A 23,106-nucleotide genomic window follows, 5' to 3' on the forward strand; every position below is an offset into this window, starting at 1 on the left:
GCCCGAAGGGGCGCCGCTGACCGGGCAGGGAACACGCGGGGCTCACTGACGGAGGTGTGCCCGTGTCCCCCCGGTAAGGATCTCGCCACCCGTCCGACACCCAGTGTTCCGTGTCCGTCAGACGGACCGCGGGAGCAGAAGGCACTGGGTGCCGGATACGGTGGGAGCACCATGAGCGCTGAGCAGACCTCGTTCTCCGACGTCCCCACCCTTCTCGTCAAGATCTTCGGGAAGGACAGGCCGGGCATCACGGCCGGCCTGTTCGACACCCTCGCCGCCTACTCGGTCGACGTCGTCGACATCGAGCAGGTCGTCACGCGTGGCCGGATGGTGCTGTGCGCGCTCGTGATCGCGCCGCCCCGGGCGCTGGAGGGCGACCTGCGGGCGACCGTCCACAGCTGGGCCGAGTCGATCAAGATGCAGGCGGAGATCATCTCCGGTCTCGGTGACAACCGGCCGCGGGGCCTGGGACGCTCCCTGGTCACCGTGCTCGGTCATCCGCTGACCGCGGAGGCCACCGCCGCGATCGCCGCCAAGATCGCCAAGGCGGGCGGCAACATCGACCGTATCTTCCGGCTGGCCAAGTACCCCGTCACGGCCGTCGAGTTCGCGGTGTCCGGGGTCGAGACCGAGCCGCTGCGCACCGCCCTGGTGACGGATGCCGGCAAGCTCGGCGTGGACGTCGCCGTGGTCGCCGCCGGTCTGCATCGCCGGGCGCAGCGGCTCGTCGTCATGGACGTGGACTCCACGCTCATCCAGGACGAGGTGATCGAGCTCTTCGCCGCGCACGCCGGTTGCGAGGACGAGGTCGCCGAGGTGACCGCGGCCGCGATGCGCGGCGAGCTGGACTTCGAGCAGTCGCTGCACGCGCGTGTGGCGCTGCTGGAGGGGCTGGACGCCTCGATCGTCGACAAGGTGCGCAGCGAGGTCCGGCTGACACCGGGTGCGCGCACCCTGATCCGGACGCTGAAGCGGCTCGGCTTCCAAGTGGGGGTCGTCTCGGGTGGGTTCACCCAGGTGACCGACGACCTGCAGGAGCGGCTGGGGCTGGACTTCGCCCAGGCGAACACGCTGGAGATCGTCGACGGGAAGCTGACGGGCCGGGTCACCGGGGAGATCGTGGACCGTGCGGGCAAGGCGCGGCTGCTGCGCCGGTTCGCGGCCGAGGCGGGGGTGCCGCTGTCCCAGACGGTGGCGATCGGCGACGGCGCCAATGACCTGGACATGCTGAACGCGGCTGGGCTGGGTGTCGCCTTCAACGCCAAGCCGGTGGTGCGGGAGGCCGCGCACACCGCGGTGAACGTTCCTTTCCTGGACACCGTGCTGTATCTGCTGGGCGTCACCCGTGAAGAGGTCGAGGCGGCGGACGCGCACGAGGAGGGCTGACCTCCGACGAGACGGATCGGCAGGGGCCCGGCACCGTGACGGTGCCGGGCCCCTGGTGTTTCTCGCGCGGGCGGGGAGGGGTGTGTCGTCAGTCGGAGGGCGCCCAGTACTCGACGAGGGTGGCCACGCCGGGCTCCAGGGCCTTCCAGGGGCCGCTGAACGACAGGACGGCGAAGGCGGCGGCCGGGAACCCGCGGTCGCTCATCCGCCGGCGCGTGTCTCCCTCGGCGGCGCCCGCGAGGATCTCGGCGAGGCCCTGCACACCGGGGTTGTGGCCGATCATGACGGCGTTGTGCACGTCGTCCGGGGTCTCGTTCAGCAGGGCGATCAGCTCACCGGGAGAGGCCTCGTAGATCCGCTCCTCGTAGACCGTTTTCGGCCGGTGCGGGAACTCCTGCACGGCGAGCTTCCAGGTCTCGCGGGTCCGGGTCGCGGTGGAGCAGAGGGCCAGGTCCAGCGGGATGCCGGAGTCGACCAGCCGTCGTCCGGCTTCCGCTGCATCTTTTCGGCCCCGGTCGGCGAGCGGCCGCTCGTGGTCGGTCACCTGTGGCCAGTCGGCTTTCGCATGCCGGAAAAGGACAATCCTGCGGGGATCTGCGACGCTCATGGAATCCAGCTTCGCATGAAACAGGCCATGGGGCGCAGGGAGTTGACGGGCGGCTTCAGGGGTGCTCAGCCCGTGATGAGCTGCTGCGCTCGCGCCAGGAGCTGGGTGACGAGGGGGTCGCCGGAGGCCGCGTGCGCGTCGGCGGGATTGAGGATGAGGGCCAGGAGCGCCACGAAGGCGAGCGCCGGCAGGGCGAGCGCCCACCAGGGCAGCCGGATGTCGACGCCGCCCCGGGTCGCCGGGTGGGGCGGGGTGTGCGTAGGGGCCGACATGAGTGCCTCCGCTGGTCTCCGAGTCCTCTGTGCGCCGCTTCCCGCGGTCACGTCTCGAAGGTACGGATCCGGCGGCCCTCAACCCATCCGGTGATCCACCCAGTTGACCCTGACACTCGCCCCCTAGGGGATGGGGGGTTAACCCCACCCCCGACCCGGAAGCGCGTGAGCCGGGTCAGGGTGAGGCGATCGTCGCGATGATCGCGATGACGACGAAGATGGCGAAGAAGGAGCCGAAGACCAGCAGCATCTTCTTCTGGCCGTTCTGGGGGTTCGGGTCGAGCACTGGCATACGGCAAGTCTCGCATCCCGGTCTCTCGCCTGGCCCGCCAGGGGTGGTCTCAGCGGGCGGCCTCGTCCTCCACCGTACGGTCGCGGCCCGCCAGCACGCCGACCGCCATCTGCGGGATCATCAGGCCGATCATGAGCGCGATCGGCAGGCCCCAGCCGCCGCTGTGCTGGTAGAGCACGCCCACCAGGAGCGGTCCCGGGATGGAGATCAGGTAGCCGGTGCTCTGCGCGAACGCGGACAGCTGGGCGACGCCCGCGCCGGTCCTGGCGCGCATCCCGACCATGGTCAGGGCCAGCGGGAAGGCGCAGTTGGAGACGCCGAGCAGGACGGCCCAGGCCCAGGCGCCGGCGGCGGGGGCGAGGTACAGGCCCGCGTATCCGGCGAGGCCGCAGACGCCGAGCGCGACGACGATGGGGCCCTGGTGCGGCAGCCGGGTGGCCAGGCGCGGGATGACGAAGGCCAGCGGGACGCCCATGACCATCGTGACGGCCAGCAGCAGCCCGGCGGTGCCCGCGGGCACGCCCGCGTCCCGGAAGATCTGCGCCATCCAGCCCATGGTGATGTAGGCGGCGGTGGCCTGGAGCCCGAAGAAGACGGCGAGCGCCCAGGCGGTCCGGCTCCGGGTGATCCGCAGCGCGGGCGGCTCCACGCGCGCGTGCACGTGCCGGACGGGTCCAGCGCCCTCCACGCGCGTGTGCACGCTCCGGGCCGTGTCCCGGCCCGCCGTCGGCTCGCTCGACGCCGGCCCCCGGTCCCGTACGAGCGGGATCCACGGCAGGACGGCCGCCGCGGCCAGGACCGCCCACACCGTCAGTCCGGACTGCCAGCTGCCGCCCAGCGCCTCGGTCACCGGGACGGTCACGGCGGCCGCCGCCGAGGTGCCGAGGGCCAGGGCCATCGAGTACAGGCCCGTCATGGAGCCGACCCGGTCCGGGAACCAGCGCTTGACGATGACGGGCATCAGGACGTTGCTGACGGCGATGCCCATGAGCGCGAGGGCACTGGCGGCCAGGAAGCCCGCCGTGGAGCCCGTGTACGGCCGTACGAGCAGGCCCGTCGTGATGGCGACCATGCCCGCGCACACCACCGCGCCCGCACCGAAGCGGCGGGCCAGGCGGGGGGCGGTGACGCCGAAGACGGCGAAGCACAGCGGGGGCACCGAGGTGAGCAGGCCGGCCACGCTGCCGCTCATGCCGAGCCCGTCGCGCACCTCTTCGAGGAGGGCGCCGAGGCTGGTGATGGCGGGGCGGAGGTTGAGCGCTGACAGCACGATGCCGACGACGACCAGACGCACCGCCCACGCGCGCGGGCCGGGCACTGCGGCTGCCACTTCCGGATCGGCCGCGGAGTGGCCGGCGTTCGCGTCGGGGCGTGCCGTCGTGGACTTCACCGTGCGGGTTTCCTCGCTTGCCATGTCCCCCATCATAGAATCATAGGATGATTGGTTGTCCATCCTCGGGTCGCCCGCTGCCGTCCCGTCCGTGCGAAGGTGTGCCATGCCCCTGAGCCATCCCCGCCGTTCGGCGCTGTCCGAGCAGGTCATCGCCGCACTGCGCACCCAGATCACCTCGGGCGAGTGGCCGGTCGGTTCCCGGATCCCGACCGAGCCGGAGCTGGTCGAGCAGCTCGGGGTGGCCCGCAACACCGTCCGTGAGGCCGTCCGCGCGCTCGCCCACAACGGCCTGCTGGACATCCGCCAGGGCTCGGGGACTTACGTCGTGGCCACCAGCGAGCTGGCGGGCGTGATGCACCGCAGGTTCGCCGACGCGGACCCCCGGCACGTCGCCGAGCTGCGCTCCACCCTGGAGTCGTCCGCGGCACGGCTGGCCGCCGAGCGGCGCACCGAGAAGGACCTCGGGCAGCTCGACGCGCTCCTCGTGCGGCGCGACGAGGCCTGGGCGTCGGGCGACGCGGAGGCCTTCGTGACGGCGGACACCACCTTCCACCTGGCGGTCGTGGCCGCCTCGCACAACGACGTGATGACCGAGATGTACGCGGACCTCGGCGCGGTGCTGCGGGACTGGCTGCGCGAGGACGTCGGCGAGGAGCTGACGCCGGAGATGTACATGGACCACGCCCGGCTCGTCGACGCGATCCGCGCGGGCGACACGGCGGCGGCCGCCGAGGAGGCGGCCGGCTACCCCTTCCTGTGCCGTCCGGGCCGGTTCAGCGCGCCAGCTTCCGGTGGCTGACCCACACCGAGCGGACCTCTTTCCAGCACCGGCCGGTCAGCCGGACGGTCTGCGCGGGCCCGGCCGCGACCTCGGCGCTGTCGGTGTCGAGGTCCCACCAGCGTTCGCACTCGATGTGCAGACGGACGCCGTCGGTGCGCGGATAGGGGTTGTGGCAGTAGGTGGTCACCCGGGATCCGGTGACCTTGCTGCGGCAGGACGCGCCGAACAGCTCCGAGGCGACGGCTCGGGGCTTCTCCACGCGCGGGTTCGACATCGCTTCGTACGACAGGGACATCACGAGACAGACGGCTGCGGTCACTGAGGCCAGACTGCGGGACAGGCGCACAAGGGGACCTCCTCGGCCGTACTGGGGAGGGAATCGCGAATGAACGCGTAATCCAGGGTGCCCAGTTGCGGACCGTGCGCGCCCGGCCTGGTAGGCCGAACGGGGGACGCCCCGCTCCCTGGGGGAACGGGGCGTCGACGCCGTACGGAGATCAGGCGCCGATGGCGTGCAGGCCGCCGTCCACGTGGATGATCTCGCCCGTGGTCTTCGGGAACCAGTCGCTCAGCAGGGCGACGATGCCCTTGCCGGCCGGCTCCGGGTCCTTGAGGTCCCACTCCAGCGGGGAGCGGTCGTCCCAGACGGCGGCCAGGTCGCTGAAGCCCGGGATGGACTTGGCGGCCATGGAGCCGATCGGGCCCGCGGAGATCAGGTTGCAGCGGATGTTCTGCTTGCCCAGGTCGCGGGCGATGTAGCGGCTGGTGGCCTCCAGGGCGGCCTTCGCCGGGCCCATCCAGTCGTACTGCGGCCACGCGTACTGCGCGTCGAAGGTGAGGCCGACGACCGAGCCGCCGTTCTGCATCAGCGGCAGGCAGGCCATGGTCAGCGACTTCAGGGAGTACGCCGAGACGTGCATGGCCGTGGCCACGGACTCGAACGGCGTGTTCAGGAAGTTGCCGCCGAGCGCGTCCTGCGGCGCGAAGCCGATGGAGTGCACGACGCCGTCGAGGCCGCCGAGCTCCTCGCCGACCACGTCGGCCAGGCGGCCCATGTGCTCGTCGTTGGTGACGTCGAGCTCGATGACCTTGGTGGGCTTGGGGAGCTTCTTGGCGATGCGCTCGGTCAGCGTGGGCCGCGGGAACGCGGTCAGGATGATCTCGGCGCCCTGCTCCTGGGCCAGCTTCGCGGCGTGGAAGGCGATGGAGGACTCCATCAGCACACCGGTGATCAGGACGCGCTTGCCCTCGAGAATTCCGCTCATGGTGTTCAGTGACCCATTCCCAGTCCGCCGTCAACGGGAATGACGGCTCCAGTGATGTACGAGGCGTCGTCCGAGGCCAGGAACCGCACCGTCGCGGCGACCTCCTCGGGCTGCGCGTAACGGCCGAGCGGCACCTGCTTCACGATGCCCTCGCGCTGCTCGTCGGTGAGCGCCTTGGTCATGTCGGTGTCGACGAAGCCGGGCGCGACGACGTTGAAGGTGATGTTGCGCGAGCCCAGCTCACGGGCGAGCGAGCGGGCGAAGCCGACCAGGGCGGCCTTGGAGGCCGCGTAGTTGGCCTGGCCGGGGCCGCCGTAGAGGCCGACGACCGAGGAGATCAGGACGACCCGGCCCTTCTTGGCGCGCAGCATGGCGCGGTTGGCGCGCTTGACGACGCGGAAGGTGCCGGTGAGGTTGGTGTCGACGACCGAGGTGAAGTCCTCCTCGGACATCCGCATCAGGAGCTGGTCCTTGGTGATGCCGGCGTTGGCGATCAGGACCTCGACCGGGCCGTGCTCGGCCTCGATCTCCTTGTAGGCCTGCTCCACCTGCTCGGTGTCGGTGATGTCGCACTTGACGGCCAGGAAGCCGGCCGGCGGCTCGCCCGAGCGGTACGTGATGGCGACCTTGTCGCCGGCATCGGCGAACGCGCGGGCGATGGCGAGGCCGATGCCCCGGTTGCCTCCGGTGACGAGAACCGAGCGGCTCAACGGATCACCCTTTCCCTTGGGGTCTGACACATCCGCCCGAACACCCTGGATGACAGGCGGCTTCCCCGAAAACCTATCGGGCCGGTCCGACCGGAGGACATTCGGGCACCGACAGTGGCTTACGGGACTCGCTGTCGGGTCCCTACAGAAAGTTGCCGGTGGCGGTCACAAACGTGTGGTCCGGGCACCGGTCGCCGCGACATGATCGGACCAGCCGTCACCCACCCCCGTGCCGACAGGAAGAGACCCAGGTGCCTCATACCATCGACGAAGCCTTCACAGCGCTTCCCCTACGTGCTCTCGCCGACGCCGCGCTGGCACGCGCGCGTGCGCTCGGGGCCGAGCACGCGGACTTCCGGTTCGAGCGGGTGCGCAGCGCGTCCTGGCGGCTCAGGGACGCCAAGCCGTCCGGGTCCTCGGACACCACCGACCTCGGGTACGCGGTGCGGGTCGTGCACGGCGGCACCTGGGGCTTCGCGTCGGGCGTGGACCTGACCCTGGACGCCGCCGCGAAGGTCGCCTCGCAGGCCGTGGCCATGGCGAAACTGTCCGCGCAGGTGATCCGGGCGGCCGGGTCCGACGCGGGGGCACCTCCCACGCCTTTCGGGCAGTGGGGAAAGGTGGAGCTGGCCGACGAGCCGGTGCACGCCGACCGTACGTGGATCTCGTCGTACGAGATCGACCCGTTCTCGGTGCCGGACGAGGAGAAGGCGGCGCTGCTCGCGGACTGGAGCGCGCGGCTGCTCGGGGCGAACGGGGTCAACCACGTCGACGCCTCGCTGCTCACCGTCCATGAGAACAAGTTCTATGCCGACACCGCGGGCACGGTCACCACGCAGCAGCGGGTCCGGCTGCACCCGCAGCTGACGGCCGTCTCGGTCGACGAGTCCAGCGGCGAGTTCGACTCCATGCGGACCCTCGCGCCGCCCGTCGGACGCGGCTGGGAGTATCTCACGGGCACCGGCTGGGACTGGGAGAGCGAGCTGGAGCAGATCCCGGAGCTGCTCGCCGAGAAGATGCGGGCGCCGAGCGTCGAGGCGGGCCTGTACGACCTCGTCGTCGACCCGTCCAACCTCTGGCTGACCATCCACGAGTCCATCGGCCACGCCACCGAGCTGGACCGCGCGCTCGGCTACGAGGCCGCCTACGCCGGCACCTCCTTCGCCACCTTCGACCAGCTCGGCAAGCTGCGCTACGGCTCCGAGCTGATGAACGTCACCGGTGACCGCACCGCCGAGCACGGCCTCGCGACCATCGGCTACGACGACGAGGGCGTCGAGGGGCAGTCCTGGGACCTGGTGAAGGACGGCACGCTGGTCGGCTACCAGCTGGACCGGCGGATCGCGAAGCTGACCGGGTTCGAGCGGTCCAACGGCTGCGCCTACGCCGACTCCCCCGGGCACGTCCCGGTGCAGCGCATGGCCAACGTGTCGCTGCAGCCGGACCCGGCGGGCATGTCGACGGAGGACCTCATCGGCAGCGTGGACCGCGGCATCTACGTGGTCGGGGACCGGTCCTGGTCCATCGACATGCAGCGCTACAACTTCCAGTTCACCGGCCAGCGGTTCTTCAGGATCGAGAACGGACGGATCACCGGGCAGCTGCGGGACGTCGCCTACCAGGCGACCACCACCGACTTCTGGGGCTCGATGGCCGCGGTGGGCGGCCCGCAGACCTATGTCCTCGGCGGTGCGTTCAACTGCGGCAAGGCCCAGCCGGGGCAGGTCGCGGCGGTGTCGCACGGCTGCCCGTCGGCCCTCTTCAAGGGCGTCAACATTCTGAACACCACGCAGGAGGCCGGTCGATGAGCCCGCGTACCAACAAGCCGTACGAGATCGTCGAGCGGGCCCTCGCGCTGTCGCGGGCGGACGGCTGTGTCGTGATCGCCGACGAGCAGTCGACCGCCAACCTGCGCTGGGCGGGCAACGCGCTCACGACGAACGGTGTCACGCGCGGGCGCACGCTCACGGTCGTCGCGACCGTCGACGGCAAGGAGGGCACCGCCTCCGGGGTGGTCTCCCGCTCCGCGGTGACCGCGGACGAGCTGGAGCCGCTGGTACGGGCCGCCGAAGCGGCAGCCCGCGGTGCCGCGCCCGCCGAGGACGCCCAGCCGCTGGTCACGGGCGTGCCGGAGTCCCCGGACTTCACGGACGCGCCCGCCGAGACCTCCTCGGCCGTCTTCGCCGACTTCGCGCCGGCGCTCGGCGAGTCCTTCGCACGCGCGCGTGCGGGCGGCCGGGAGCTGTACGGCTTCGCCAACCACGAGCTCGTCTCGACGTACGTGGGCACCTCCACGGGGCTGCGGCTGCGCCACGACCAGCCCAGCGGCACGCTGGAGCTCAACGCCAAGTCGCCGGACCGCACCCGCTCGGCCTGGGCCGGACGCTCCACGCGGGACTTCAGGGACGTCGACCCGACGGCGCTGGACGCCGAGCTCGCCGTACGCCTGGGATGGGCCGAGCGGCGCGTCGAGCTGCCCGCGGGCCGCTACGAGACGCTGCTGCCGCCGACCGCGGTCGCGGACCTGCTGATCTACCAGTTGTGGTCGGCGTCGGGCCGGGACGCGGTCGAGGGGCGGACGGTGTTCTCCAAGCCGGGCGGCGGCACCCGGGTCGGCGAGAAACTGACCGATCTGCCGCTGTCGCTGCGCAGCGACCCGAACGAGCCCGGCCTTGAGACCGCGCCGTTCGTCGTCGCGCACTCCTCCGGGGGCGATCAGTCGGTGTTCGACAACGGCCTTCCGGTCGGGGCGACCGAGTGGGTGCGGCGGGGCACGCTGGCGCATCTGACCACCACCCGGCACAGCGCGGGCCTGACCGGGCTGCCCGTCGCCCCGGCGATCGGCAACCTGATCCTGGACGGCGGCCAGGACGTCTCCCTGGAGGAGATGGTCGCGAACACCACGCGGGGACTGCTGCTGACCTGCCTCTGGTACATCCGCGAGGTCGACCCCGCCACGCTGCTGCTGACCGGGCTGACCCGGGACGGCGTGTACCTCGTCGAGAACGGCGAGGTGGTCGGCGAGGTCAACAACTTCCGGTTCAACGAGTCGCCGGTCGACGTGCTGGGGCGGGCGACGGAGGCGGGGCGGACGGAGAAGACGCTGCCGAGGGAGTGGAGCGACTGGTTCACCAGGGCCGCGATGCCGGCGTTGCGGGTCCCGGATTTCAATATGAGTTCTGTCAGTCAGGGCGTATAACCTCGTAGCCGGTAGTCACCCGACTGCCCGAGGACATTCCGAGGAGATACGAGAACCGTGACGGACATCGTCGACGAGCTGAAGTGGCGTGGGCTGTGGGCCCTGTCCACTGACGAGGACGCTTTGCGCAAGGCGCTCGCGGACGGTCCCGTCACGTTCTATTGCGGCTTCGACCCGACCGCGGCCAGTCTGCACGTCGGTCACCTGGTGCAGGTCCTCACCATGCGCCGGCTCCAGCAGGCAGGCCTGCGCCCGCTGGCGCTGGTGGGCGGGGCGACCGGCCAGATCGGCGACCCGCGCCCCACGGCCGAGCGCACGTTGAACGACCCGGAGACCGTCGCGAACTGGGTCACCCGGCTGCGCGCCCAGATCGAGCCGTTCCTGTCCTTCGAGGGCGAGAACGCCGCGACCATGGTGAACAACCTGGACTGGACGGCCGGGATGTCCGCCATCGAGTTCCTGCGGGACATCGGCAAGCACTTCCGCGTCAACAAGATGCTCACCAAGGACTCGGTCGCACGCCGGCTGGAGTCCCAGGAGGGCATCAGCTACACGGAGTTCAGTTACCAGCTGCTGCAGGGCATGGACTTCCTGGAGCTGTACCGGCGCTACGGCTGCACGCTCCAGCAGGGCGGCAGCGACCAGTGGGGCAACCTCACGGCGGGGCTCGACCTGATCCACCGGCTGGAGCCGCACGCCTCGGTGCACTGCCTGGCGACGCCGCTGATGGTGAAGGCGGACGGCACCAAGTTCGGCAAGACCGAGGGCGGCGCCGTCTGGCTCGACCCGGAGATGACGACGCCGTACGCGTTCTACCAGTTCTGGCTGAACGTGGACGACCGGGACATCTCCACGTACATGCGCATCCTGTCCTTCAGGTCCCGCGAGGAGCTGGAGGAGCTGGAGAAGCAGACCGAGGAGCGGCCGCAGGCCCGGGCCGCGCAGCGGGCGCTGGCCGAGGAGCTGACCACGCTGGTGCACGGCGCGGACCAGACGGCCGCGGTGATGGCCGCGAGCCGTGCGCTCTTCGGGCAGGGTGAGCTGGCGGAGCTGGACGAGCGGACGCTGACCGCGGCGCTCTCGGAGGTGCCGAACATCAAGGTCGACCGGTTGGCCCAGGTGGTCGACCTGCTGGCCGAGACGGGACTGGTCGCCAGCAAGTCGGCCGCGCGCAGGACGATCAAGGAAGGCGGTGCCTACGTGAACAACGTGAAGATCACCGCTGAGGACGCCGTCCCCGCTCCGCAGGACCTGCTGCACGATCGTTGGCTGGTGCTGCGGCGCGGGAAGAAGAACCTCGCCGCTGTGGAGGTCACCGGAGCGTGAACACGAAAGGGGCGCGGAGATTGTCCGCGCCCCTTTCCGCTGCTTCGGTCAGGTTCCGCCGCTTCGGTCAGGTTCCGCGGCTTCGGTCAGGCCCGCAGCTTTCTCTTCCCGAACGTCGCCATGTAGAGCATGTCGCCGACGGCCACGATGATGATCGCGGCGATGAGCTGGAAGATGTGACGGCTCCAGTCGATGCCGGGGGTTTCCTCCACGCCGAACCCGCGGGCCATGGCGTTGCCCGCGACGGCGCCCAGCATGCCGAAGATGGTGGTCAGCCAGAGAGGACTGTGCTGCTTGCCGGGGATGACCGCCTTGGCGATCAGGCCCAGCACGAATCCCACGATGATCGCCCACAACCAGCCCATGGCTGCCTCCTCGTACGGCTCTACGTGAGCATTACGGACAGTGTCCGTCCGTACGCCCTACGCCGCATGCGGGGTACGACCGTACGCGCCGGGGGTGAGGCCGTCGGCCCAGGCGGGAGGTGCCCCGGTCTCGAAGGCGGCGCAGGCGCGGCGTAACGTGGAAGCAGTCCGGGTCCGGTACCTCCACCGGGTACGGCGCGGATGCGGAGCCGGGAACAGTCCGATGCGGGCGGATGGTGGAATGTGATGCGGAAGCAGCATGGCGGCGGCAGCGCCGAGGTGTTCCGGATCACCGGAGCCCGGACGAGCCTTCAGGACGACGTGCGCGGACGTCAGCGCCGGTACGTCATCTCGATGACGGTCCGTACGCTGTCGGTGGTGCTCGCGGCCACCCTCTGGAACGTGGAACGGCACGTCGCGATCGTGGCGCTGGTCCTGGGGGCCGTTCTGCCCTATATCGCCGTCGTCATCGCCAACGCGGGGCGGGAGAACGCACCCTCGCTGCCGTCGACCTTCGTGACCGCTCCCTTCCGGCAGATGATCATGCCGCCGCGGGCCGAGGACGACTTCGCGGAATCCATGCCGGAAGGCGGCGCGGACAGCACGGAGCCGGGCGCCCGGGGTGAACCGCGCGAGCGGACGTGACGCGTTCCGCTGTCACCAAGCTCAAGAAAAGCTCAGATCAATCATGTTGTTCCGGTGCCGGGTCGAGGGTTACCCGTGACATACTTCGTACGCGCTCCGCATCCCCCGTCGGAGCGACAGACCGACGCCGGGCAGCTCCCCCCGTGGCTGCTCGGCGTCGCCTTTTCCACCCCGGTTGTGAGACGAATTTCCGTGACTGACCAGACCCCGATCTGCTCCGCGAAGGGCTGCCACGTCGACGCCGTGTGGGTGCTCGCGTGGAACAACCCGAAGATCCACACGCCGGAGCGGCGGAAGACCTGGCTGGCCTGCGAGGAGCACCGGGAGCACCTGTCGCAGTTCCTCGGGGTGCGGGGCTTCCTCAAGGACGTCGTGAAGTTCGAGGACTGGCAGGCACCCGAGGGGGCCTAGGGCGTGTTGCGAAAGTCCCGTCGTTCGCCCGAAGGGCGGGCCTCGCGGCGTCAGGTGCGTGCTCTCGGCGTGCCGGGCGGAAGCCCTCGTACTGGATGTACTTGGGCTTTCGCCCGGTGCGGCGAAGGGGGTCCCCCCGTCCGAGCCCTGCGCAGCAGGTTCGAGGATGGGGGCGCGTGCATGGCGTCGCGAGGCAGGCGGGACTTTCGCAACACGCCCTAGCCCCCGATCGCGGACATCGGGCGGTCCGGCTGGACGAATGTCGGGTCGTCCAGGCCCGCGCCCGCCTTCTTGCCCCACATCGCCTCGCGCCAGATGCGGGCGATCTCCTCGTCACCGGCGTCGGAGCGCAGGGCGGCCCGGAGGTCTGTCTCCTCGCGGGCGAACAGACAGGTGCGCACCTGGCCGTCGGCGGTGAGACGGGTGCGGTCGCAGGCCGCGCAGAAGGGGCGGGTGACCGAGGCTATGACGCCGACCACATGGGGGCCGCCGTCGACGATCCAGCGCTCCGCGGGGGCCGAGCCGCGCTTGTCCGCCCCCTCCTCGGTGAGCTCGAAGCGGGTGCGCAGGGAGGTCAGGATGTCCCCGGCGGTGATCATGCCGTCGCGCTTCCAGCCGTGCTGGGCGTCCAGGGGCATCTGCTCGATGAAGCGCAGTTCGTAGTCGTGCTCCACGGCCCAGGCGAGGAGGTCGGGGGCCTCGTCGTCGTTGAGCCCCGGCATCAGGACGGAGTTCACCTTGACGGGGGTCAGACCGGCGTCGCGGGCCGCGTCCAGGCCCTCCAGGACGTCCCGGTGGCGGTCCCGGCGGGTGAGGGTCTTGAAGACGTCCGGGCGGAGGGTGTCCAGAGAGACGTTGACCCGGTCCAGGCCTGCCGCCTTCAGGGCCTTCGCGGTGCGCTTGAGGCCGATGCCGTTGGTCGTGAGGGACATCTGGGGGCGGGGGTCCAGGGCCGCGACGCGCTCGACGATGCCGACCAGGCCGGGGCGCAGAAGGGGCTCGCCGCCGGTGAAGCGGACTTCCTCGATACCGAGGGAGGTGACGGCGATGTCGATCAGGCGGACGATCTCGTCGTCGGTGAGCAGGTCGGGCTTGGCCAGCCACTGCAGGCCCTCTTCCGGCATGCAGTACGTGCACCGCAGATTGCAGCGGTCGGTCAGCGAGACCCTCAGGTCGGTGGCCTGCCGGCCGTAGGTGTCGATGAGCACGTGGGCCCCCTCCCTCGTCGCGGATCAGTGCTGGACTCGTCTTTCTCCGTCACGTGCGAGCCTACGTGACGTCACTGACAACGACAGTGCCCGATCCGACGACGTACGAAGCGGCCGCGTCGTAGGGATCTACGAGGCGGCCGCTCCGAGGGGCGTGTCAGTGTGCGCCGGTGCCGGTCAGGGACCGGACCTCCAGTTCCGCGTACTTGCCCTTGTCCGGCTCCTCCTTGGAGAGGTAGGTGCCGATGACGCCGAGCAGGAAGCCGACCGGGATCGAGATGATGCCCGGGTTCTCCAGCGGGAACCAGTGGAAGTCGACGTCCGGGAACATCGAGCTGGGCTTGCCGGAGACGACCGGGGAGAACAGCACCAGGCCGACCGCCGTGACGAGACCGCCGTAGATCGACCACAGGGCGCCGGAGGTGGTGAACCGCTTCCAGAAGAGGCTGTAGATGATCGTCGGGAGGTTCGCGGAGGCGGCGACCGCGAAGGCCAGGGCGACGAGGCCGGCGACGTTGAGGTCGCGGGCGAGGGCGCCCAGCAGGATGGAGACCGCGCCGATGCCGACGGTGGCCCAGCGGGCCGCGCTCATCTCCTGCTTCTCGGTGGCCTGACCGCGCTTGATGACGTTGGCGTAGATGTCGTGCGCGAAGGACGAGGACGAGGCCAGGGTGAGGCCGGCGACGACCGCGAGGATGGTGGCGAAGGCGACGGCCGAGATGGTGGCCAGCAGGATCGCGCCCCAGTTGGAGTCGACACCGCCCAGATGCAGGGCCAGCAGCGGTGCCGCCGTGTTGCCCGCCTTGTTGGAGGCGATGATCTCGTCCGGTTTGATGAGCGCGGCCGCACCGAAGCCGAGGGCGAGGGTCATCAGGTAGAAGGCGCCGATGAGGCCGATGGCCCAGATGACCGACTTCCGGGCGGCCTTGGCGGTGGGCACCGTGTAGAAGCGGATCAGGATGTGCGGCAGTCCCGCGGTGCCGAGGACCAGGGCGATGCCGAGCGAGATGAAGTCCAGCTTGGTGGTGCCGGTGGCGCCGTACTTCAGGCCGGGCTCCAGGAAGGCCGCGCCCTTGCCGCTGTTGTCGGCGGCGGAGCCGAGCAGGTCGGAGACGTTGAAGTCGAACTTCAGCAGCACCAGGAAGGTCAGCAGCAGGGCGCCCGCGATCAGCAGGACGGCCTTGACCATCTGGACCCAGGTGGTGCCCTTCATGCCGCCGATGGTGACGTACACGATCATCAGGACGCCGACCAGGGCGACGATGCCGATCTTGCCGGCGTCGCTGGTGATGCCGAGCAGCAGGGAGACCAGGACGCCCGCGCCCGCCATCTGGGCCAGCAGGTAGAAGATCGAGACGACGATGGTGGAGGTGCCGGCCGCGGTACGGACCGGGCGCTGGCGCATCCGGTACGCGAGGACGTCACCCATCGTGTAGCGGCCGGAGTTGCGCAGCGGCTCGGCGACCAGGAGCAGGGCGACGAGCCAGGCGACCAGGAAGCCGATGGAGTACAGGAAGCCGTCGTAGCCGAAGAGGGCGATGGCGCCCGCGATGCCGAGGAAGGACGCGGCGGACATGTAGTCGCCGGAGACGGCGAGACCGTTCTGGAAGCCGGTGAACTGCCGTCCGCCCGCGTAGAAGTCGGAGGCGTCCTTGGTCTGGCGTCCGGCCCAGACCGTGATGACCAGGGTCGCGACGACGAAGACCGCGAACAGGCTGATGATCAGCGGCCGGTGCTCGCTGGCCTCTCCGGCCGCCAGGGTGATCGCGGGGCTCATGCGCCGCCCTCCATCCGGGACTTGATCGCCTCGGCCTTGGGGTCGAACTTGGCGGCGGCCACGCGCGAGTACCACCAGGCGATGAGGAACGTGGTCAGGAACTGCGCGAGGCCCAGTGCCAGGGCCACGTTGATGTTGCCGAAGAGCTTGGTGCCCATGAAGTCGCCCGCGTAGTTGGAGAGCAGGACGTACAGCAGGTACCAGGCGATGAAGCCGAGGGTCAGCGGGAAGGCGAAGGAACGGTAGGAGCGGCGCAGTTCACCGAACTCCGCGCTCTCCTGCACCTCGGTGAACTCCTCGGTGGTGGGGAGTTTGTGCGTCTCTTTCGAGGGTGGCGGTGCGTCGGTGGCCACGGAGTCTCCTCGCGTTGCGGTGCGGTTGTGACGGGGATCGGGGGCGAGTGTCCTCGCGCTCCCTGCTCAAGGTCACGGCGCCGCGCTGGGACCGGTTCAACTGGCTTTGCTTCTTTCCGAACTCACCTTGGGGAAGTCATTGCTGGCCAGCGACTGCGGGACATAGATTCGGCCTGCACCACCCGTCATGTACCTGCCCGAGCGACACCTGTGTCTCGGGCCGGTTTCGTTTCCGGATGATGTGGAGACCCCATGTCCCAGCCGCGTTCCCGACGTTCAAGACGTTCCCGGGGCGGCCTCGCGCTCGCTGTGCCCGTCGTGCTGTCCCTCACGGCCTCACTCGGCTTCCTGCCCTCGGCGGCCTCGGCAGCGCCCTCCGGCGAGGGCACGGTCCGGGCCGCGGACGCGACGAACCTGTCCTACGTCGTCAACACCAAGGTGGACCGCCGCACGATCGCGGCGGTGAAGAAGGCGATACCGGCGGCCGGCGGCACCGTCGTGATCGCGTACGAGAAGATCGGCGTGATCGTCGTCCACTCCTCGGCACCGGACTTCGCCCAGAAGATCCGCGCGGTGCGCGGGGTCCAGTCGGCCGGCGCCACCCGCACCTCGGCCCTGACCCCGGCGGGCACGACCGACGAGGGCGCGGTCCAGGTCCTGTCGGACGCGCAGGCCGCGAAGGTCGCCGAGGCCTCGGCCGCCACGCCGGGCAGCGAGCCCCTGGAAGCCGACCAGTGGGACCTGCGCGCGATAGGCGCCGACAAGGCCGCGGGCATCAACCCCGGCAGCCGCAGGGTGACCGTCGCCGTGATCGACACCGGCGTCGACGACACCCACCCCGACATCGCGCCGAACTTCTCCGCCTCGCAGTCGGCCAACTGCGACGGCGGTGTCCCGGACACCACCCCGGGCTCCTGGCGGCCGTACACCGCGGACGACTACCACGGCACGCACGTGGCCGGCGAGATCGCCGCGGCCCGCAACGGCATCGGCGTGGCCGGGGTCGCGCCCGGCGTGAAGGTGTCCGCCATCAACGTGACCGACCGGAGCAACGGCCTCTTCTACCCCGAGAGTGTCGTGTGCGCCTTCGTGTTCGCCGCCGACCACGGTGTCGAGATCACGAACAACAGCTACTACGTTGACCCGTGGCTGTACAACTGCATGGACGATCCGGATCAGCGGGCCATTGTTGATTCGGTCAACAGGGCGCAGCAGTACGCGCAGCGCAAGGGCACGCTCAGCCTGGCGTCGGCGGGCAACTCCAACGACGACCTGGACTCCGACGCCCTCGTCGACGATTCGAGCCCCGACGACTCGACGCCGGTGGAGCGGACCGTCGACCCGCACGAGTGCTTCGACGTGCCGACCCAGCTCCCGGGTGTCGTCACGGTCAGCGCGACGGGCTTCAAGAACCTCAAGTCGTACTACTCCTCGTACGGCAAGGGCGTCATCGACGTCGCGGCGCCCGGTGGCGACCGGCTCTACCAGATCCCGGACACGCCGTCGCAGAACGGCCGCATCCTGTCGACCATGCCGAACGGCGGGTACGGCTTCCTGCAGGGCACCTCGATGGCCTCGCCGCACGCCGCGGGCGTCGCCGCCCTGCTGAAGTCGACGCACCCGAAGGCGAGTCCGGCCCAGTTGCAGGCGCTGCTGAAGGCTCAGGCCGACGCCACGAGCTGCCCGGCCTCGTACGACCAGGACGGTGACGGCACGCAGGACGCGGTGTGCGAGGGCGGCACCCGGGTCAACGGGTTCTACGGCTTCGGCATCGTCAACGCGCTGCGCGCGGTCAAGTGACCCGCCGGTCCCAGGACTCCGCCCGATCAGGCACCACCCGCACGGTCCGCTCGTCCCGAGAACGAACTGGAGAGATTCGCATCATGACTGGGCTCCACCCGCGCCACCGGCGCACGCTCGCGATCCCGCTCGGCATGGCCGTCGCGACGGCGATGGCGTTCCTGCCGGGCGCCACGGCGTCCGCGACGGACCTGTCCGGCACGGCTGCCGCCGCCCCCGGCGCCGTCAGCGACGTCCTCACCGCCGCCGCCACGGACGGGACGGCGCTCAGCTACGTCGTCAACGTCCGCCCCGGGCACGGTCCTTCCGCCCAGGTGAAGAAGGCCATCGGCAAGGCCGGCGGCACGATCGTGACGTCGTACGACCAGATCGGCGTGATCGTCGTCCACTCGTCGAACCCCGACTTCGCCAAGACGATCCGCAAGGTCCGCGGGGTCGAGTCGGCGGGCAACACGCGCAACGCGCCGCTGCCCGCGCAGTCGACGACCGACGAGGGGACGCCGAAGGCGCTCAGCTCGTCGCAGATGGCCGCAGCGCAGGCCGCCGCCGACGCCGGCCAGGACCCGCTGGAGTCCTTGCAGTGGGATCTGCCGGCCATCAAGGCGGACAAGGCGCACGAGAAGTCGCTCGGCAGCAGCAGGGTGACCGTCGCCGTGATCGACACCGGCGTGGACGACACCCACCCGGACCTCGCGCCGAACTTCGACCGGGCCGCCTCGGTCAACTGCGTGACGGGCAAGCCGGACACCGCCGACGGGGCGTGGCGGCCGAGCGCCGAGGAGAGCCCGCACGGCACGCACGTGGCCGGTGAGATCGCGGCCGCCAAGAACGGCGTCGGCATGACGGGTGTGGCGCCCGGCGTGAAGGTGGCGGGCATCAAGGTGTCGACCACCGCGGGGTACTTCTACACCGAGGCCGTGGTCTGCGGCTTCATGTGGGCGGCCACGCACGGCGTCGACGTCACCAACAACAGCTATTACACCGACCCGTGGTACTTCAACTGCACCGACGACCCGGACCAGAAGGCGCTCGTGGAGGCGGTCACCCGGGCCTCGCGGTACGCGGAGAAGCGGGGCGTGGTGAACGTCGCCGCGGCCGGCAACGAGAACTACGACCTCGCGGCCGACGAGATCACCGACCCGGTCTCGCCCAACGACGGCACGCCCTCGGAGCGGGTGATCGACCCGTCGGAGTGCTTCGACATACCGACCCAGCTGCCGGGTGTCGTGACGGTCGCGGCGACCGGCGCCAAGGGCATCAAGTCGTCCTTCTCCAACCACGGTCTGGGCGTCATCGACGTCGCCGCGCCCGGTGGTGACTCGACGGCCTACCAGACGCCCGCTCCGCCCGCGACCAGCGGCCTCATCCTGGGCACGCTGCCCGGCGGCAAGTGGGGCTACATGGCCGGTACGTCGATGGCCTCGCCGCACGCCGCGGCCGTGGCCGCCCTGATCAAGTCGACGCACCCGTACGCTCCGCCGGCCCTGGTGAAGGCGCTGCTGTACGCCGAGGCCGACGCCACGCCGTGCACGGACCCGTACGACATCAACGGCGACGGCAAGGTCGACGCGGTGTGCGAGGGGTCCAAGAACCGCAACGGCTTCTACGGCTGGGGCATGGTGGACGCCCTGGACGCGGTGACGAAGTAGCGGTTCGGGACGGTCAAGGTCCGTCCATATATTGATTCAGTCAATACTGCATAGTGCAGTCATGATGAGAATCAAGTTCGTGGTGCGGGAGGGCGCTCTCCAGGGGCGCCTTCCCGTGCTGAAGCTGGCGCGAGCCTGCGTGGCCGAGTGCGCGCGGGCCGCCGCCGAGCTCGCCGCGCTGCGGGCCGGGCGTGCCGAAGCGCCGACGGTCCGGGTGGACGACGGGGCGGTCGCCACCGCCTTCCTGAGCGAGCGTCACCTGTTGATCAACGGCCGGGCCCCGGTCACCTTCGCACCGCTGTCCCGGTTCTGGCGGACGGCGGACGGGTGGGTGCGAACGCATGCGAACTACCCCCACCACCGGGCGCGGCTGCTCGACGCGCTGGGGGTGCCGGAGGACACGGCGGCCGTCGAGGCGGCGCTCGCCGAGCGGTCGGCCCTGGATGTCGAGGAAGCCGTGTACGCGGCCGGCGGTCTCGCCGTCGCCCTGCGCTCCCCTCAGCAGTGGGCCGCTCATCCACAGGCGGCCGAGGTGGCCCGACGGCCCCTCGTCGAGCGGGGGCGGCTGGACACGGCACGCACGCGTACCTTCGCTCCGGTCAGCGGCTCACCCTTGCTCCCCGCCGCCGGTCTGCGCGTCCTGGACCTGACACGGGTGCTCGCGGGTCCGGTCGCCACCCGCACGCTCGCCCTGCTCGGCGCGGACGTCCTGCGCCTGGACGCGCCGCACCTGCCCGAACTGCCGGACCAGCACGCCGACACGGGCCTCGGGAAGCGGTCGGCGACGCTCGACCTGGCCACCGACCGGCAGACCTTCGAGGAGTTGCTCGCGGCGGCGGACGTGGTCGTCACCGGGTACCGACCGGGTGCACTGGACCGGTTCGGACTGTCCGCCGAGGCCCTGGCCGAGCGGCGGCCCGGGGTGGTGGTCGCCCAGTTGTCGGCGTGGGGCTCCTACGGGCCCTGGCGGGAACGGCGGGGCTTCGACAGCCTCGTGCAGGCGGCCACCGGGATCGCGGTGCTGGAGGGGTCGGCGGAGCGGCCGGGAGTCCTGCCCGCGCAGGCCCTCGACCACGGGACGGGCTATCTGCTGGCGGCCGCCGTGCTGCGGGCGCTGGCCGAGCAGTCGCACGAGGGCGGGAGCCGGTTCGTGCGGCTGGCGCTCGCGCGGACGGCCCGGTGGCTGACCGACGGCTTGGACGCCACGGCCGCGACGGCCACGGAGGACGCCGAGAGCGGCCCCTACGACAGTCCCGGGCCCTGGCTGTCCGAGAGGGACAGCGCGCTCGGACGGCTGCGGTACGCGCTGTCGCCGGTCTCCTTCGAGGATGGCCCGGTGGACTGGGGCCGGCCGCCGGTGCCGTGGGGGACGGACGCCGCGCTCTGGCAATGAGCGGGCCGAACCGGCCTCGGGAACACCATGTCTGGCCGGAATGCCGTACCCCCACTTGTTTCGTTTCAGTTGCCCGGTTCCGCCCGTTGTGGCCAGGATCGTACGGTGACCCTGACGAGACCCGCCTCCGAGGCGGCCGGCGGGGGCAGTCCTCCGCGGCGCCCCGGCCCTCGCCGGGCGGTCGCCGTCCTCGTGCTGGCGGCACTGGCCACGGCGACACCGTTGCTCGGTCCGTCCGCCGCGCTGCACGGCACCGGGGAGGCCGCCGCGCCCGGCGTCGGCGTCGTGGCCCTGCTGCGGGCGGTGCTCTTCGCGGCCCTGTGCGTGCCGCTGGGCGAGCTGCTCGCGGGACGGCTGGTCCGCTCGGTGCCCGGCACTCCCCCGCGTGTCCCGCGCTCCTGGGCTCCCCTGGCGGCCGCCGCCGGGTTGCTCGCCGCGCTCGGCCTGGCATCGGTCGTGGCGACCGGCAATCTGATGCCCCGCGACCTCTCCGGGATCGATGTCGGCGGCCTGTACGCGTCGCGGGACGGGAAGCTCGCGCTGCTGGAGGTCAACGCGTTCCTGATCGCCGCCCTGTGCGCCCGTTCGGACCGTCCGGCCGTCCGGGCGTGGCCCTTGTCCGCCGTGGTCGCGGCGGAGGCCCTGCGCGCGCATCCGGCGACCGAGCACGCCCCACTGCTCGGCTCCGGGCTGACGCTGGTTCACCTCACGTGCGCGGTCCTGTGGGCGGGCGGCCTGCTGTGCGTGCTGCGGACGCTGCGCCTCTGGGGCCCCGTGGAGCCGGGCGCCGCGCTGCTCGGGCTCTACGCGCGCGTGGCCGTCGTTCTGCTCGCCGCCGTGTCCGCGACCGGCGTGTGGAGCACGCTGCGCCGCATGCCGCCCGGCACGGTCCTGGAGCAGCTGACGGACACGGCCTACGGGCGCGCCCTGCTCGCCAAGGTGCTCCTCGTGGCGGTCGTCGCCGCGCTCGCCCTGTGGGCCAGGATCCGGCTGAGTCGCGGCCCCGACCCACTGACCGCCTGTGTTCCCGCCCGCGTGGAAGTCGTCGCCCTGGGGCTGGTGGTCGTGGTGTCGGGGCTGCTGACGGCGCTGCCGCTGCCGATCCACTGGTGAGGGCCGTTGTGTGACCCGCCCGCTCGTCGGTGACCGCTGGTCGGTGAACGCTGGTGGGTGACCGCTAGTTGGTGACGAGGACCTTGAGCGCGGTGCGTTCGTCCATCGCCTTGTAGCCGTCCGGGACGCCCTCCAGGCCGACGGTCATGTCGAACACGGGTGAGGCGTCGACCGTGCCGTCCAGGACGTCGGGGAGCAGCTCGGGGATGTAGGCGCGGACCGGTGCGACACCACCGCGCAGGGCGATGTTCCGGTCGAACAGGACGTCGAGGTCGACACCGGTGCCGCTGCCGTGCGGCACGCCGACGAAGCCGATGGCGCCGCCGTCCCGGGTGATGCCGACCGCGGTCCGCATGGACTGCTCGGTGCCGACGGCCTCGATGACGGCGTGCGCGCCCTGGCCGCGGGTGAGTTCGCGGACCTCCTCGACGGCCGCGTCCCCGCGCTGGGCGACGATGTCGGTGGCGCCGAACCGGCGCGCGATGTCGGTGCGGACCTGGTGGCGGCCCAGGGCGATGATCCGTTCGGCGCCGAGCCGCTTGGCGGCCAGGACCGCGCACAGGCCGACGGCTCCGTCACCGACGACGGCGACCGTGGCGCCCGGGCGGACCCCGGCGCCGAGGGCCGCGTGGTGGCCGGTGCCCAGGACGTCGGAGAGGGTCAGCAGGGAGGCCAGCAGGTGGTCGTCGGAGGCGGCCTCCTTGGGCAGCCGTACGAGGGTGCCGTCGGCGAAGGGGACGCGGACGGCCTCGCCCTGGCCGCCGTCGTAACCGACGGACCCCCAGAAACCGCCGTGCTCGCAGGAGGTGGTCAGGCCCTCGCGGCAGTAGTCGCAGACGCCGTCGGACCACACGAAGGGCGCGACGACGAGGTCACCGCGCTTGAGGGTGCGGACCTCGGAGCCGGTCTCCTCGACCACACCGAGGAACTCGTGGCCGATCCGCTGCCCCGGCTGCCGGGCAGCCTCGCCGCGGTACGCCCACAGGTCGCTGCCGCAGATGCAGGCGCGCAGCACCCGGAGCACGGCGTCGGTGGGCAGGTGCACCACGGGCTCGGGCACGTCCTCCACGCGCATGTCGTAGGGGGCGTGGATGGTGGTGGCGCGCATGGCGGGGTCCTTCTCCTGCGAGGGCGTGGCGGCGCTCAGGGGGTGGTCGAGCG

Annotated in this window: 23 protein-coding genes; 11 read left to right on the forward strand and 12 right to left on the reverse strand. The window is 71.0% G+C overall.

The window, feature by feature from the left end; genetic code table 11:
* Nucleotides 1-171 precede the first annotated feature (171 nt).
* Complete coding sequence (serB, locus tag EHS43_RS11650) at nucleotides 172-1,386, forward strand: phosphoserine phosphatase SerB (RefSeq protein ID WP_125190463.1); 1,215 nt, start codon at nucleotides 172-174, stop codon at nucleotides 1,384-1,386.
* Between the two features lie 88 nt (nucleotides 1,387-1,474).
* On the opposite strand, the gene EHS43_RS11655 is transcribed toward serB, so the two are convergent.
* The 4 genes from EHS43_RS11655 to EHS43_RS11670 form a co-directional block, all read right to left on the reverse strand.
* Nucleotides 1,475-1,993 (reverse strand): histidine phosphatase family protein, encoded by a 519-nt coding sequence (locus EHS43_RS11655; protein ID WP_125190464.1) that lies wholly within the window; start codon nucleotides 1,991-1,993, stop codon nucleotides 1,475-1,477.
* A 65-nt stretch (nucleotides 1,994-2,058) separates the two neighbouring features.
* Nucleotides 2,059-2,265: a hypothetical protein gene (locus EHS43_RS11660; RefSeq protein ID WP_125190465.1), complete on the reverse strand. Its 207-nt coding sequence runs from the start codon at nucleotides 2,263-2,265 to the stop codon at nucleotides 2,059-2,061.
* Nucleotides 2,266-2,440: 175 nt separating this feature from the next.
* Complete coding sequence (locus EHS43_RS47610) at nucleotides 2,441-2,557, reverse strand: SGM_5486 family transporter-associated protein (protein WP_086724758.1); 117 nt, start codon at nucleotides 2,555-2,557, stop codon at nucleotides 2,441-2,443.
* 49 nt (nucleotides 2,558-2,606) lie between these two features.
* Nucleotides 2,607-3,983 (reverse strand): CynX/NimT family MFS transporter, encoded by a 1,377-nt coding sequence (locus tag EHS43_RS11670; protein WP_125190466.1) that lies wholly within the window; start codon nucleotides 3,981-3,983, stop codon nucleotides 2,607-2,609.
* A 70-nt stretch (nucleotides 3,984-4,053) separates the two neighbouring features.
* Between EHS43_RS11670 and EHS43_RS11675 the strand changes: the two genes are divergently transcribed.
* Nucleotides 4,054-4,749 carry a FadR/GntR family transcriptional regulator gene (locus tag EHS43_RS11675; RefSeq protein WP_125190467.1) on the forward strand — a complete coding sequence of 232 codons (696 nt, stop codon included), beginning with the start codon at nucleotides 4,054-4,056 and terminating at the stop codon, nucleotides 4,747-4,749.
* Here the strand turns inward: EHS43_RS11675 and EHS43_RS11680 are convergent.
* From EHS43_RS11680 to fabG, 3 genes are all read right to left on the reverse strand, one after another.
* Nucleotides 4,724-5,077: a hypothetical protein gene (locus EHS43_RS11680; protein WP_125190468.1), complete on the reverse strand. Its 354-nt coding sequence runs from the start codon at nucleotides 5,075-5,077 to the stop codon at nucleotides 4,724-4,726. The two genes, EHS43_RS11675 and EHS43_RS11680, sit on opposite strands and share 26 nt — an antisense overlap.
* Nucleotides 5,078-5,228: 151 nt before the next feature.
* Nucleotides 5,229-5,996 (reverse strand): enoyl-ACP reductase FabI, encoded by a 768-nt coding sequence (gene fabI, locus EHS43_RS11685; RefSeq protein WP_125190470.1) that lies wholly within the window; start codon nucleotides 5,994-5,996, stop codon nucleotides 5,229-5,231.
* A gap of 5 nt (nucleotides 5,997-6,001) precedes the next feature.
* Nucleotides 6,002-6,706: a 3-oxoacyl-[acyl-carrier-protein] reductase gene (gene fabG, locus EHS43_RS11690; RefSeq protein ID WP_125190472.1), complete on the reverse strand. Its 705-nt coding sequence runs from the start codon at nucleotides 6,704-6,706 to the stop codon at nucleotides 6,002-6,004.
* 251 nt (nucleotides 6,707-6,957) lie between these two features.
* On the opposite strand from fabG, the gene EHS43_RS11695 reads away from it, so the two are divergent.
* The 3 genes from EHS43_RS11695 to tyrS are packed head-to-tail and all read left to right on the forward strand — an operon-like array spanning nucleotide 6,958 to nucleotide 11,231.
* Nucleotides 6,958-8,514, forward strand: a complete 1,557-nt coding sequence (locus EHS43_RS11695; protein ID WP_125190474.1) for a TldD/PmbA family protein — start codon at nucleotides 6,958-6,960, stop codon at nucleotides 8,512-8,514.
* The gene (locus tag EHS43_RS11700; protein WP_125190476.1) at nucleotides 8,511-9,905 is read left to right on the forward strand and encodes a metallopeptidase TldD-related protein; all 1,395 of its coding nucleotides are present in this window, start codon (nucleotides 8,511-8,513) and stop codon (nucleotides 9,903-9,905) included. Before EHS43_RS11695 ends, EHS43_RS11700 begins: the two co-directional genes overlap by 4 nt.
* 57 nt (nucleotides 9,906-9,962) lie before the next feature.
* Nucleotides 9,963-11,231 carry a tyrosine--tRNA ligase gene (gene tyrS, locus EHS43_RS11705; RefSeq protein ID WP_125190478.1) on the forward strand — a complete coding sequence of 423 codons (1,269 nt, stop codon included), beginning with the start codon at nucleotides 9,963-9,965 and terminating at the stop codon, nucleotides 11,229-11,231.
* A gap of 86 nt (nucleotides 11,232-11,317) precedes the next feature.
* Here the strand turns inward: tyrS and EHS43_RS11710 are convergent, their stop codons facing one another.
* On the reverse strand, nucleotides 11,318-11,596 hold the full coding sequence (locus EHS43_RS11710) for a GlsB/YeaQ/YmgE family stress response membrane protein (protein ID WP_125190479.1): 279 nt from the start codon (nucleotides 11,594-11,596) through the stop codon (nucleotides 11,318-11,320).
* Between the two features lie 246 nt (nucleotides 11,597-11,842).
* Here EHS43_RS11710 and EHS43_RS11715 point away from each other — a divergent pair, with 246 nt between their 5' ends.
* Nucleotides 11,843-12,241 carry a DUF3099 domain-containing protein gene (locus tag EHS43_RS11715; protein ID WP_260470480.1) on the forward strand — a complete coding sequence of 133 codons (399 nt, stop codon included), beginning with the start codon at nucleotides 11,843-11,845 and terminating at the stop codon, nucleotides 12,239-12,241.
* Nucleotides 12,242-12,433: 192 nt separating this feature from the next.
* The gene (locus EHS43_RS11720; RefSeq protein WP_125190483.1) at nucleotides 12,434-12,652 is read left to right on the forward strand and encodes a hypothetical protein; all 219 of its coding nucleotides are present in this window, start codon (nucleotides 12,434-12,436) and stop codon (nucleotides 12,650-12,652) included.
* A gap of 218 nt (nucleotides 12,653-12,870) precedes the next feature.
* On the opposite strand, the gene moaA is transcribed toward EHS43_RS11720, so the two are convergent.
* From moaA to EHS43_RS11740, 3 genes are all read right to left on the reverse strand, one after another.
* Complete coding sequence (gene moaA, locus EHS43_RS11730; RefSeq protein WP_125190485.1) at nucleotides 12,871-13,860, reverse strand: GTP 3',8-cyclase MoaA; 990 nt, start codon at nucleotides 13,858-13,860, stop codon at nucleotides 12,871-12,873.
* A gap of 157 nt (nucleotides 13,861-14,017) precedes the next feature.
* Entirely contained in the window at nucleotides 14,018-15,637 is a 1,620-nt protein-coding gene (locus EHS43_RS11735) for a cation acetate symporter (RefSeq protein ID WP_125190487.1), read from the reverse strand.
* Nucleotides 15,634-15,990, reverse strand: coding sequence for a DUF485 domain-containing protein (locus EHS43_RS11740; RefSeq protein ID WP_125190489.1), 357 nt, complete (start codon nucleotides 15,988-15,990; stop codon nucleotides 15,634-15,636). The genes EHS43_RS11735 and EHS43_RS11740 overlap by 4 nt, the downstream gene beginning before the upstream one ends.
* A 252-nt stretch (nucleotides 15,991-16,242) precedes the next feature.
* On the opposite strand from EHS43_RS11740, the gene EHS43_RS11745 reads away from it, so the two are divergent.
* From EHS43_RS11745 to EHS43_RS11760, 4 genes are all read left to right on the forward strand, one after another.
* Nucleotides 16,243-17,790 (forward strand): S8 family serine peptidase, encoded by a 1,548-nt coding sequence (locus EHS43_RS11745; RefSeq protein WP_125190491.1) that lies wholly within the window; start codon nucleotides 16,243-16,245, stop codon nucleotides 17,788-17,790.
* An 83-nt stretch (nucleotides 17,791-17,873) separates the two neighbouring features.
* On the forward strand, nucleotides 17,874-19,439 hold the full coding sequence (locus EHS43_RS11750; RefSeq protein ID WP_125190493.1) for a S8 family serine peptidase: 1,566 nt from the start codon (nucleotides 17,874-17,876) through the stop codon (nucleotides 19,437-19,439).
* 61 nt (nucleotides 19,440-19,500) lie between these two features.
* The gene (locus tag EHS43_RS11755; RefSeq protein ID WP_125190495.1) at nucleotides 19,501-20,832 is read left to right on the forward strand and encodes a CoA transferase; all 1,332 of its coding nucleotides are present in this window, start codon (nucleotides 19,501-19,503) and stop codon (nucleotides 20,830-20,832) included.
* Between the two features lie 105 nt (nucleotides 20,833-20,937).
* Nucleotides 20,938-21,945 carry a CopD family protein gene (locus tag EHS43_RS11760; protein ID WP_260470481.1) on the forward strand — a complete coding sequence of 336 codons (1,008 nt, stop codon included), beginning with the start codon at nucleotides 20,938-20,940 and terminating at the stop codon, nucleotides 21,943-21,945.
* Nucleotides 21,946-22,009: 64 nt separating this feature from the next.
* Here EHS43_RS11760 and EHS43_RS11765 read toward each other — a convergent pair whose 3' ends face one another.
* Nucleotides 22,010-23,053, reverse strand: coding sequence for a zinc-dependent alcohol dehydrogenase family protein (locus EHS43_RS11765; protein WP_125190499.1), 1,044 nt, complete (start codon nucleotides 23,051-23,053; stop codon nucleotides 22,010-22,012).
* Nucleotides 23,054-23,106: the final 53 nt, after the last annotated feature.

The sequence above is a fragment of the Streptomyces sp. RP5T genome, from assembly GCF_003933965.1.
GTDB lineage: Bacteria > Actinomycetota > Actinomycetes > Streptomycetales > Streptomycetaceae > Streptomyces.